This is a genomic window from Caecibacteroides pullorum (assembly GCF_019239235.1).
GTDB classification, from domain to species: domain Bacteria; phylum Bacteroidota; class Bacteroidia; order Bacteroidales; family Bacteroidaceae; genus Bacteroides; species Bacteroides pullorum.
This window is the reverse complement of sequence record NZ_JAAZTS010000018.1, coordinates 13,490-25,366: the sequence shown is the minus strand read 5'-3', so window position 1 is coordinate 25,366 and position 11,877 is coordinate 13,490. Positions and strand designations below refer to the sequence as shown.

The following is an 11,877-nucleotide window of genomic DNA, read 5'->3' as shown; positions in this document are numbered from 1 at the left end:
CGATTGTGAGGAAAGTCTTTGATAAAAGAACGGTAATTTATGATACAGATAGACGATGTAGTGGTAAGTCTCGACGTGTTGCGTGAGAAGTTTCTGTGCGACCTGTCTGCCTGCAAGGGCGAGTGTTGCATCGAGGGAGATGCCGGAGCGCCGGTTGAGTTGGACGAGGTGGAGAAGCTCGAAGAAGTGCTTCCCGTGATATGGGACGACCTCAGTCCCGAAGCACGGGCCGTCATCGACCGTCAGGGGGTGGTATATACCGATTGTGAGGGCGACCTGGTGACGTCCATTGTCAACAACAAGGATTGCGTCTTCACCTGCTACGATAACAAGGGGTGCTGCTATTGTGCCATCGAGAAAGCCTTCCGCGAAGGCAAGACCGACTTCTACAAGCCCGTTTCCTGTCACCTCTATCCCATCCGCGTGGGCGACTACGGTCCCTATAAGGCGGTGAACTACCACCGTTGGGACGTCTGCAAGGCCGCCGTTCTGCTGGGGCGCAAGGAGAATGTACCTGTCTATAAGTTCCTGCGCGAACCTCTCATCCGTAAGTTCGGCGAGGCGTGGTACAAGGAACTGGAAATTGCGGCGGAGGAGCTGGAGAAGCAGGGGATGTTGTAATTAAGTAAATATAGAATGATGGATAGTCTGTTTGTCTGGATTTTCGCAGCCCTTTTTGTTCTTCTGGGCCTGCTTGTGCGCAAGTATCCCAAGCTGATAGCCGGGTATAATACGATGTCGCCCGAACGGCAGATGCTGGTCGATGTCAAGGGACTGACGGCTTTCATGTGCCGGGCGTTTTGTATCATCGGGCTGCTTGTACTCCTTGTCTATTACCTGTTGTTGTGGGGAGGGATGGCCGAAATGGCGGCCGTGCTGGTCAGCATAATCGCAGTATCCGTTGTGGGCTCAGTGGTGATGGTAGCCGGTGCCCAGCGTTATGACCACGGGCGATGAGGCGTGGTAAATGTTCGCGCCTCATTCCGCGTCGAGATACATCTCCTCCAAATTTAGCGTCACACGGCGGAATCGCTCCAGCAGTCCTAATCCGATAATGCCGTCTATATCGCCGATGCCAAACATTTCTCCAACGGGCTGGCCTGTGTGCAGGTCGAGGCCCGTGCTGGCGTGTACGTCTTCAATGGTCGCTTCACCTCGCCCGATGCGGTAGGTGAAGTTTGGCAGTCGGTAGGTCTTCTGCCTGCTGACGCCCCCGATGCCCGCCATGCGGATCGAGTCGGGTTGGCCCTGTGCCTCCACCTGCGCACGGTGGGTGGCATACCAGCGGGCGGTCAGATCGCTACCATAAGAACCCGTGTCGAGATGCATGTACATCGTGTGCCCCTCGTCGTCGCGGCTCTCCACGCGCAAGCCTTCGCTGTCCGTGCGCAGCAGGTTGCTTTTACCTAACGGATTAGGTGTTGGCGTGGCGGGAATCACCAGTTCGCGGTGTTCAAAATCAAACTGCACTTCTTTCATGCTCAGCATAATGGGGAGTCCGATGACGGGTTGCAGCAGTCCTCCGACGCTGTCGGCTTCGGCATCGCCCGTGCGTGTATCGACAATCAGAAAGGGGACATTCTGCCATGCCATCGGGCCGATGCGCAGCGTGTCGGCCAAGGCGATGCGTCCCTGTTGCGTGCCGATGCCCTGCATGTCGATGGTGATTTCAGTCTGTCGCAGGCCACATGCCTTGGCTTGGCTGCTGCTGATGATGTTCATGCCAGCACCGGTGTCGAACACTACCGGTTCGTTCGTCCCGTTGATACGTGCATCCAACATCAGGAAGTGACCGCTCTTCTTGTATCCCTTGTGCATGTCGTCGTTGAATGTAAAGGGAATGTGATATTCACCTGCCGGGTGGAGTGGGCGACAGAGAGGTGATTCATGGGCATACATCGCGTAGACGTCGGCCGCCTTGCGAATGGCGGCGGTGGTGGCGGTATCTACGCCTTGTGCCTGTAGCTGCTCAGCGAGGCTCTGCATCAGGGCGGCGGCTTCCTCGTAGCGGCCGCAGCGCGTTAGATTGGTGGCCATCAGCGAGACCATGTGCACGGAGTTTTGTCCGCCCATTTCCGCCTGGTGATCGTTCAGTAGTGTGCCGATGGCGGTGCAGGCCGAGTCGGGGCGGTTGAAGTAGTGGGCTGTCATGGCTGTCCCCATCCGATAGAGCAGAGGACTGACGGAGTCGCGGGGTGTCACCTCCATCGTGCGTTTCAATTCGAACCAGTTGCTTTCGTTGATGAGGGTACCGATGCGCGTGTCGGCGGTTTGTGCGAGGGCTGTCTGCGCGGTGGCGAGGCAGATTGCCAATAATAACTTCTTCATGGGTTTTCCGTTTTTGCTTTTCGGGCTTAAAGATGGAGTTTTTGTCGGAACGCGCCAAGAAAACAGTCTTATTAAGTCTTAACTCCGATGGAAAAGAAGAGCGCCGGAGCGGAAGCGTGTCCCGTCCGGCGCATTTGTTCTTTCTTGCCGTATTCTGCCTTAATAGTAGACATTGACGGAAAGGTAAAGGAACTCCGTACTGTTCTTATCCGTTTCGAAGTAGACTTTATCCTCGCGTGCCAGCCATCCGATGGCGGCGTTCAGGTCTCTGTCCGTCAGTCCAGAGGCTTTTTTCAGGTCTTCGTAGCTCCAACGCTTCCCATTGTTCAGCAGTTTCCAGACGATGCCGGCGTTGTTTCCGATAGTGTATTTATCCATAAAATTAACCGATATAATAGTTCAATTCAATATAGATTACGTTTCTTCTTCCGACTTTTGTTTCGTCGATAGTCAATTTCCCTTCGCGCGCCAACCATCCGATAGCGGTATTGATATCTCTGTCCGACAGTCCTGTTTCTTTCTTGATTTCTTGGTAGTCCCATTTTCTGCTTTCGCTTTGGAGTAGTCTCCAGATAATTCCTGCATTTTCGCCGATACTTTGTACGTTCATAAGCTAAAATTTAAAATGTTTTTATCCTACTTATCACAAACCGTTCGGGGCAGCAATGTGTTACCCTCGCGGGAGGTCGGGTTGGTTTTCGAAGCGCCGTATTTTCTGTTTTTTTTTGTTACAGAAGGCTCCCTTCTGCTACCAATTTGTGGCAAAATTAGACTTTTTAAATTATAAAACAACTTTTCCGTAACTTTTTTTCTTGTGCTTTTATCTTGTATGTCGCTTTTGCCGCTTTTTTTGTTCAATTAGACTGAAAGTTTTTCAGGAATGTTACGGCTATTCATGATATCGACAGTTCTTATTCGTTTTTATGGTCAGATAAAAGAAAAGTCCCGACCACAGGATTATCCTGTTCTGCCGGGACTGCCTCGTTGTAAGATGTGAGGTTGGTTAATTAATGATGGTTAGATAAATATTAATAAGAGATTGACTGTGGGCATTAACCATCTTGACTACCTACAGTGATCTGTTTTTCTTTATGCGTCGATGTTAGCGTAAGTAGCGTTCTTTTCGATGAACTCGCGGCGTGGCCCTACGTCTTCGCCCATCAGCATGGAGAAAATGTAGTCGGCTTCAGCTGCGTTTTCGATGTTTACCTGCTTCAACATACGGTTCTCGGGGTTCATGGTTGTCTCCCACAGCTGTTCGGGATTCATTTCACCCAAACCTTTGTAGCGTTGTGTGTGGATGGCATTTTCCGAACCGCCGCCGTAAGTATCGATGAAGCGTTGGCGTTGCTGGTCGGTCCAGCAGTATTCTTTTACCTTACCCTTTGTACAGAGGTAGAGCGGGGGAGTAGCGATGTACAGGTAGCCCTGCTGGATAACTTGCGGGAAGTAACGGAAGAACAACGTCATGATCAGCGTGTCGATGTGAGATCCATCGACATCGGCATCGGTCATGATAATCACCTTCTTGTAGCGCAGCTTGTCGATGTTGGCTTCCTTACTGTCTTCGCCGTTCAGGCCGAAGCGAATACCCAATGCCTGAATGATGTTGTTCACTTCATCGCTTTCGAAGGCTTTGTGCCACATGGCTTTTTCTACGTTCAGGATTTTACCGCGCAGGGGCAGGATGGCTTGGTATTGACGGTTTCGTCCCTGCTTGGCCGATCCGCCTGCCGAGTCACCCTCGACGAGGAACAATTCGCATTCTTCGGGGTCCTTGCTGGAGCAGTCGGCCAGTTTGCCGGGCATGCCTCCGCCGCTCATGGGCGATTTGCGTTGTACGGACTCACGAGCCTTGCGGGCTGCTACACGGGCAGTTGCGGCAAGTATCACTTTGTCGACAATCAGTTTGGCTTCTTTCGGATGTTCTTCCAGGTAATAGGTCAGAGCTTCGCCAACTGCCTGATTGACGGCGCCGCTCACTTCGCTGTTGCCCAGCTTCGTCTTGGTCTGTCCTTCAAACTGAGGTTCGGCTACTTTGACGGAGATGACGGCGATGAGTCCTTCACGGAAGTCTTCTCCTGAGATTTCTACTTTGGCTTTCTCCAACTGCTTGGCGCAGGTCTCTTCGCCGTATTTCTTCAGTACGCGGGTCAGGGCGGCGCGGAAGCCGGCTTCGTGCGTACCACCTTCCTTCGTGTTGATGTTGTTCACGTAGGAGTGCAGGTTTTCACGATAGCCTGTGTTATACATGATGGCGCACTCGATGGGTACACCTGCCTTTTCAGTATTCAGGTAGATGACGTCATCGAAGAGCGGTGTGTTGTTGCTGTTCAGGTAGCGGACAAATTCCTTTACACCTTCTACGGAGTGGAATACTTCCTTTATGTATTCACCATTTTCGTCCTGTTGACGGCGGTCGGTCAGGGTAATGCGGATACCGGCGTTCAGATATGCCAACTCACGCAGGCGGGCCTGCAGGGTGCTATACTTATATTCGGTCGTGGTGAAAATGCTTCCATCAGGCCAGAAAGTCTGCTTTGTGCCTGTAAAGCCAGGTTCGCAGGTGCCTACTTCCTTGACGGCGTAGAGCGGTTTGCCGCATTCGTATTCCTGCTGATAGATTTTTCCGTTGCGGAATACTTGAGTAGTCATGTGTGTAGAAAGAGCGTTGACACACGATACGCCGACGCCATGCAAACCGCCAGATACTTTGTAGGAACCTTTGTCGAACTTACCACCCGCATGGAGTACGGTCATTACGACCTCCAGCGCCGATTTCTTTTCTTTTTCGTGCAGGTCGACGGGGATACCGCGGCCGTTATCTTGTACAGTAATGGAGTTGTCTTCGTTGATGGTCACTTCGATGTGGTCGCAGTAGCCGGCCATCGCTTCGTCGATGGAGTTGTCCACCACTTCGTAGACCAGGTGGTGCAAACCGTTTTCGCTGATGTCGCCAATGTACATGGCGGGGCGTTTTCTTACCGCTTCCAATCCTTCCAGCACTTGGATGTTGCTGGCCGAATAATTGTTTTCACCGTTTATTTTTTCTGCTTCAGTCATAAATTTGTGCTTATTGTAATAACTGAGCAAAAATAGTGAAAATCTTTGGATTATGCCACTGAGGTGAGGAGTTTTTTCTGCCTTTACGGCTTTTTAGCATCCTTGTTTTGGGGATGTCTATAAACAAGAAAAGGTCGGACTTTTGTCCAACCTTCTTGTTATACGTTACTTAACTTTACGCTCTTTATTACGCAAGCTTGTTGATGTGCAGAGCCAATTTAGACTTCAAGTTATTGGCTTTGTTCTTATGAATAACGTTAGTCTTAGCCAACTTATCCAGCAACTTAACCAATCCAGGATACATAGATACTGCTGCAGCCTTGTCAGTAGTAGCACGAAGTTTGCGAACAGCATTTCTCATGGTCTTGCCATAATATCTGTTGTGAAGTCTTCTTTTCTCTTCTTGTCTGATTCTTTTCAGTGATGATTTGTGATTTGCCATCTCGACTAATCTTTTTAATTCGTTTATCTTTTTATTTTAGTAGCCCGTGGGGGAATCGAACCCCCCTTTCAAGAATGAAAATCTTGCGTCCTAACCGATAGACGAACGGGCCATCCTTTTGTTGAGCGTTTCCGCTCGCAAGCGCTTTATCTCTCGTTTGCGGATGCAAAGGTAGGAACTATTTTTGAATTGGCAAAATGTTCCTGCTATTTTTTTTGAACTTAATATTGGAATTTCTTTTAAATATGAATGATAGCGTCTGGTATACAGTGATTTAAGTGAAATGAAAAAATGTCGTGCGGACCGTGATTTTTTTAGAAAGAAAGAGGAGGACGCTATTATATCTTCATTTATCGCTTCTTTTTTTGTAGATTTGTAGGCGGATTTATGATACAAACGGACGAGATATGTTGCAAAAGGCGGAAGGAATCGTGCTTCGCACAGTGAAATATAAGGATACAGCTTTTATTGCTGACGTCTATACGGACGTAGCAGGGCGGGTGTCTTTTATGGTGCCGTTGCCTCGTTCGCGTAAGGCGTCGGTCAAGTCTGTTTTGTTTCAACCTTTGTCATTGGTCGAGCTGGAGGCAGATTTTCGTCCTAACACTTCTATATATAAGATAAAAGAGGCTAAGTCATGGCATCCATTTGTTTCCTTGCCATACGATCCTTATAAATCGGCTATTGCTTTGTTTCTTTCGGAGTTTTTGTGTCGTGCTGTTCGTGTGGAGGCTGATAATCGAGCTCTTTTCTCTTATTTAAGACATTCTATCGTGTGGCTGGACGAGTGTCGCACGGGCTTTGCAAACTTTCATCTGGTTTTTCTTATGCGCCTTTCTCGCTTCTTGGGACTTTATCCAAATCTTGAGGGCTATTCGGAAGGCTGTTATTTCGATTTGTTGAATGCCTGTTTTACATCGCTTCGTCCTTCGGGGCATTCTCATTACATCGGACCGATTGAGGCGGCACGTCTTCTTACGTTGATGCGGATGAACTACGATACGATGCACCTTTTTGCCATGAGTCGTGTGGAGCGGATGCGTTGTCTGACGGTCATCGAGCAATATTATCGTTTGCACCTGCCCGACTTTCCAGAGCTGAAATCTTTGGATGTTCTGAAAGAACTTTTCGACTGATAGTGTTAAGCTTTGAGGAAAGCATCGTTTTCTTTCGATGAAAACGGCGTTTTTCGAGGAAGAAAGCAGTGTTTTCTTTGAAAGATATCTGGCATAGATAAAAAAAGTCCGCCGTCTTCGTCCGAAGTTAAGGGATTCGGAAAAGAAGACGGCGGAAATCTTTTGTGTGTGAATCTGTGTTGTTAATCCTCTAACTTGTAGACTTCACTTCCTGCCAATAGGAAACATCCTACGCCAAAGTCTTCAAAATCGGGGACTTTGTCGTAAGTGACAGGTTGGCTGTCTTTGGGCTCTTTGCCTGTTCCTTGTACATAGCCCAAGAAACCATTCGGATGGACGGCCTCTTTGACCATTGCATTCCATGCCTTCAGCAGGATGGGGAGGTATTCTTTCTTGTCTAAGAGCCCGTTACGTACACCCCAAGCCATGCCGTAGACAAAGAGAGCTGTTCCAGATGTCTCTTTCCCGCCGAAGTTCGATTCGTCGTGGAGGCTGACATTCCAAAAGCCGTCTTTGCGTTGACAGTCTTTGAGGGCCTTGCTCATGGTCAGGAAATCATTTATATAGTTTGTGCGGTGTTGTTCGTTTGCAGGTATTTCGTCCAGTACTCTGACGAGTGCGGCGTATACCCATCCGTTGCCTCTGCTCCAATAGCAATTCTTTCCGTTAGGTTCCTTGTAGGGAGGATCGAAGTCTTGGTCTCTCCACCACAGGCCTTCTTTTTCATTGTACATACCATTTTCTCCATGTACATTTCTTGTATATTCGTACATGTCCCACATCTTGTCGAAGTATTTTTGTTCGCCTGTCAGTCGTCCCAGTTTGGCGAAAACGGGCATACCCATCTGGATAGCGTCTATCCACCACCAGTCGTTCACTTGAGGGGTGTTGACCAGCATGTCAATGTTAGCCTTTGCTTTGCGTATCTTTTCAGGGTTGGGGCAGATATTATATAAATCAATGTATGTTTGACTTGCGCAATAATCGTCAGCGTTGCGTGTGATGGTGCCATTTCTGAATCCCCATTCGTGGTATTCAGACCAGTCGTTGGCGTATTTATAATAGTCGTCCCTCGGGTAGATGGAATAAAGGGCCATCAGTCCTTCATAATAAACGCCTCTTGTCCAGATGTTGCTGGGGCGGATGACCTTGTTCACATAGGACGGAGTCCGATAATCGCTGTACTTCTTCATGAAGTAGTCGTTGACTTTAACAATAGTCTTCAACGTTTCTTTTCGGTCAGGCATTTCCTGTGCGGAGATGATGCTGAAGCTGAAAAGTCCGATGAGCAGGGCTGCTATTTTTTTTGTTTTCATGTTTAAATAGATTTTTGTCACAAAAGTAGTTGCCGGGATTTTGTTTTACAATGGAGATTTGTACAGTTTCCATGAATTTTATACAAAGCTATTTTGAAAGGTGAATTTTTTGAATCGGTTTGTTTTATTGATCTCTGAGAAATAAAAATACGGGGTGTGTGAGCTTGGGAAAAAATATTTTTATTAGCAATCTTGTTAGGGAGATAAGGCAGAAGTATTGTAAATGGTTGTGCTTGTGTCATATTCAAAATGATTTTATGAATAATTGTTTTGATTTTACATTCGTTTGTAAACTGTTCAGGATACGTATTTACATGTTATTGTACAATTTTCCATTTTCCAATATGTGGAACTTGCCATATATTTGCACATGTCTCCATGGTGAGATATAAAATTTTGTTTTAACTGATATGTCTAATTAAAATTTTAATGTATGGAAAACAACAAAAGACTACGTCTGTTTAGTCGGATGTATTTCATCCAATGGCTATTTCTTACAGCTCTCTTTTCTTTGGTTACGATGAATGGCTATGCGCAAGGCAAGGCGGTTACTGGTAAGATCATTGATTCGACTGGTGAACCAGTTATCGGCGCTAGTGTATTAGTAAAAGGTACAAGTAATGGTGTCATTTCGGATATTGATGGTAATTTCTCTCTTCAAGGAGTGGCCAATGATGCTATTTTGCAAATTAGTTTTGTAGGTTATAAATCTCAAGAAATCTCTGTTGCAGGTAAATCTAAAATAGATGTAACTTTAGTAGAAGATACAGAGATGTTGGATGAGGTGGTTGTCGTAGGTTACGGTGTTCAAAAGAAGTCGGATGTGACGGGTGCTTTGGCTAGTGTCTCTTCTGAAGAATTGAATACAAAGCCTGTATCTAATGCTTTTGAGGCTTTGCAAGGTAAGGCTGCCGGCGTGGATATTACGTCCAGTCAACGTCCTGGTGAACTGGGTGATATTCGTATTCGTGGTAACCGTTCGTTGAATGCTTCCAATTCACCACTTTATGTAGTAGATGGTGTGCCTTTGAACTCTGGTGGCATTGAGACGATCAACCCGCGTGACATTGAATCAATCGACATCTTGAAAGATGCTTCTTCTACAGCCATCTATGGTTCTCGTGGTGCTAACGGTGTAATTTTGATTACAACCAAACGTGGTAAAACAGGTGCGTTGACTTTGAACTATTCGGGTTCTGTAACTTTTGAAAGCTTGGTTGATAAATCGCCGGCTATGAGTGCAAGTGACTATATTACTTGGCGTCGTTGGGCCTATTATAACTCTAATCCTTCTAGCAATCCGATGGGTAATCAGCCTAATTATGAAAAGGATCAAGACTACTTCTCTGGTGATGCTGCGGCTTTGGCTAATGTGAATAAAGGCTGGGTGAATGGCACATGGGATGGCTCGAAGGTGACAGATACAGATTGGGGCGGCATGGTGACACAAACAGGTATCACTCATGAGCATACGTTGAGTGCTAGTGGTGGTACGGAAAATATGCAGGGTTTCTTCTCTTTTGGTTATTTGAATAATGAAGGTACTCAGAAGGGACAGGAATACGAACGTTACAACATGGCAATGTCTGTTGATTTACAGGCTAAGCCTTGGTTCAAGATGGGCGGTTCTATCAATGCTGCCTGGAGCGTGCAGGATTATGGCTATTCTCGTACTGGTCAATCTTCTAAGTCTGGTCCGACTGATATTTATAGTGCGGCGAAGGCAATACCCCGTTATACGGTACCTTATGATGAAAATGGCGATATTATTTTGAACCCGGGTGGTTCTGTAACCAATGTATATACGGTAGTTGATGAATGGACAAAATCTAATGATAACCGTCAGACATTCCGTGCATTAGGAAGCTTTTATGCACAGGTGGATTTTGGTAAGATCTGGGAACCTTTGGAAGGTTTAAGTTACAAATTTGCTTTTGGTCCCGATTTCCGTCATTATCGTAAAGGTATTTTCATTGATAGCAGTTCTGCTGTTCGTGCAGGGGGTAGTAATTATGCTAGTTGGGACAGTGAGCGTTATTTTTCTTGGACACTTGATAACATGATTCTGTACAACAAAACTTTCGGCGATCATTCTATTGGCGTAACGTTGTTGCAGAGTGCTTCAAAATATAATAAAGAAAATGGAAGCATGAGCGAACAGAACGTTTTGATTCCTGAATTTTTGTGGAATAATATGGGCTTGATAGATATTACAAGTGCTAAGTACGCGGCCAGTATGGGTACAGGATTAACCGAAAGCCAGTTGGCTTCTTATATGGCTCGTATTAATTATTCATTCAAAGATCGTTATTTGTTGACAGTTTCAGGACGTTATGATGGATCTTCTGTTTTGGCAGAAGGTAATAAATGGGATTTCTTCCCATCTGCAGCTTTGGGTTGGCGTATCGATCAGGAAGACTTTATGAAGGATATCTCTTGGATTAATCAATTGAAACTTCGTTTCGGTATGGGTACTACAGGTAATGCAGCTGTTGATCCTTACGGTACATTAGGTGTAATTGGTGCCTATTGGATGCCTTTCAGTACAGGTAATACAATGATTTTCGTAACTAATGAACCTTATTATTCTTCTTCATCCAATTTGATGTCAAACAAGGATTTGAGTTGGGAAAAGACTACGCAGTTTAACTATGGTATTGACTTTAGCTTCCTGAATGGTCGTGTTGGTGGTGCTATTGATATTTACCACTCTACAACTTCCGATTTGTTGATGCAAATGACAATTCCTTCTTTGAGTGGTTATCCTGCAATGATGGCAAATGTCGGTCAGACAAAAAACTTTGGTGTGGATATGACATTGAATCTGGTACCAGTTCGTACAAAAGATTTTGAATGGGCTTCTGATTTGAACTTGGCTTATCAGAAAGATGAAATTGTAGAACTTTCCAATGGCAAAGTTGATGATATCTCAAATGCATGGTTTATTGGAGAATCAATAGCAGTACATTATGGTATTGCGTCTGATGGTTTGTGGCAGGAAAGCGATGCCGCCGAAATGGAGAAATTTAATGCAAATGGGCATAAATTTGAGCCTGGTAAGGTAAAACCAGTAGACCAAAACGGTGATTATGTAATCGATGATAAAGACCGTGTCATTTTGGGAAATAAAAATCCACGTTGGACTATGGGTTGGAGCAATACGTTTAGCTACAAAGGCATTGATTTGAGTATTGAACTTTATGGCCGTTTCAAATATATGATTAGTACAGGTGGTGAAGGCCAGTATGGTATGTATAATCAGCGTGAGATCGACTATTGGACACCAGATAATACCGATGCAGAATGGCAAAAGCCTATTTATAGTACGGCTGGTGGTGATGAGTATTCAAGCCTGCTCGGCTTTAAAGATGCATCTTTTATAAAGGTACGTAATATTTCGTTGGGTTATAACTTTAATAAGGACATCTGTAATAAGTTAGGAATTGGTTCTTTGAAAGTTTATGCACAGGGTAAGAATTTAGGTGACCTATTCTCCACTGTAGACTTTATGGATCTGGATTTGGGAACGACTTATTATAATCGTGGATTTACATTTGGTATTCAAGTTGGTTTCTAAAAAGATGTACTGTTA

The 11,877-nt window shown here is 45.8% G+C and carries 10 protein-coding genes and 1 tRNA gene; 4 read left to right on the top strand and 7 right to left on the bottom strand.

Annotated elements, in window-relative coordinates; translation table 11 throughout:
• The first annotated feature begins 39 nt into the window (after positions 1-39).
• Entirely contained in the window at positions 40-621 is a 582-nt protein-coding gene (locus HF894_RS11275) for a DUF3109 family protein (protein ID WP_204972439.1), read from the top strand.
• Positions 622-636: 15 nt separating this feature from the next.
• On the top strand, positions 637-957 hold the full coding sequence (locus HF894_RS11270) for a DUF3784 domain-containing protein (RefSeq protein WP_246593225.1): 321 nt from the start codon (positions 637-639) through the stop codon (positions 955-957).
• A gap of 21 nt (positions 958-978) precedes the next feature.
• On the opposite strand, the gene HF894_RS11265 is transcribed toward HF894_RS11270, so the two are convergent.
• The 6 genes from HF894_RS11265 to HF894_RS11240 form a co-directional block, all read right to left on the bottom strand.
• Positions 979-2,328: a retropepsin-like aspartic protease gene (locus HF894_RS11265; protein ID WP_204972437.1), complete on the bottom strand. Its 1,350-nt coding sequence runs from the start codon at positions 2,326-2,328 to the stop codon at positions 979-981.
• A 159-nt stretch (positions 2,329-2,487) separates the two neighbouring features.
• Positions 2,488-2,706 (bottom strand): winged helix-turn-helix domain-containing protein, encoded by a 219-nt coding sequence (locus tag HF894_RS11260; protein ID WP_075318428.1) that lies wholly within the window; start codon positions 2,704-2,706, stop codon positions 2,488-2,490.
• Positions 2,707-2,710: 4 nt separating this feature from the next.
• The gene (locus tag HF894_RS11255) at positions 2,711-2,938 is read right to left on the bottom strand and encodes a winged helix-turn-helix domain-containing protein (RefSeq protein WP_021848104.1); all 228 of its coding nucleotides are present in this window, start codon (positions 2,936-2,938) and stop codon (positions 2,711-2,713) included.
• Between the two features lie 479 nt (positions 2,939-3,417).
• Positions 3,418-5,391: a DNA topoisomerase (ATP-hydrolyzing) subunit B gene (gyrB, locus tag HF894_RS11250; protein WP_204972435.1), complete on the bottom strand. Its 1,974-nt coding sequence runs from the start codon at positions 5,389-5,391 to the stop codon at positions 3,418-3,420.
• Positions 5,392-5,578: 187 nt separating this feature from the next.
• Positions 5,579-5,833, bottom strand: coding sequence for a 30S ribosomal protein S20 (gene rpsT, locus HF894_RS11245; RefSeq protein WP_075318430.1), 255 nt, complete (start codon positions 5,831-5,833; stop codon positions 5,579-5,581).
• Between the two features lie 40 nt (positions 5,834-5,873).
• A tRNA-Glu gene (locus HF894_RS11240) sits at positions 5,874-5,945 on the bottom strand.
• A gap of 295 nt (positions 5,946-6,240) precedes the next feature.
• Here HF894_RS11240 and recO point away from each other — a divergent pair.
• On the top strand, positions 6,241-6,969 hold the full coding sequence (gene recO, locus HF894_RS11235) for a DNA repair protein RecO (RefSeq protein WP_204972433.1): 729 nt from the start codon (positions 6,241-6,243) through the stop codon (positions 6,967-6,969).
• Between the two features lie 182 nt (positions 6,970-7,151).
• On the opposite strand, the gene HF894_RS11230 is transcribed toward recO, so the two are convergent.
• The gene (locus HF894_RS11230; RefSeq protein ID WP_021848338.1) at positions 7,152-8,285 is read right to left on the bottom strand and encodes a glycoside hydrolase family 88/105 protein; all 1,134 of its coding nucleotides are present in this window, start codon (positions 8,283-8,285) and stop codon (positions 7,152-7,154) included.
• Positions 8,286-8,718: 433 nt separating this feature from the next.
• Here HF894_RS11230 and HF894_RS11225 point away from each other — a divergent pair, with 433 nt between their 5' ends.
• Positions 8,719-11,862: a SusC/RagA family TonB-linked outer membrane protein gene (locus tag HF894_RS11225; protein WP_204972431.1), complete on the top strand. Its 3,144-nt coding sequence runs from the start codon at positions 8,719-8,721 to the stop codon at positions 11,860-11,862.
• The last annotated feature ends 15 nt before the right edge of the window (positions 11,863-11,877 follow it).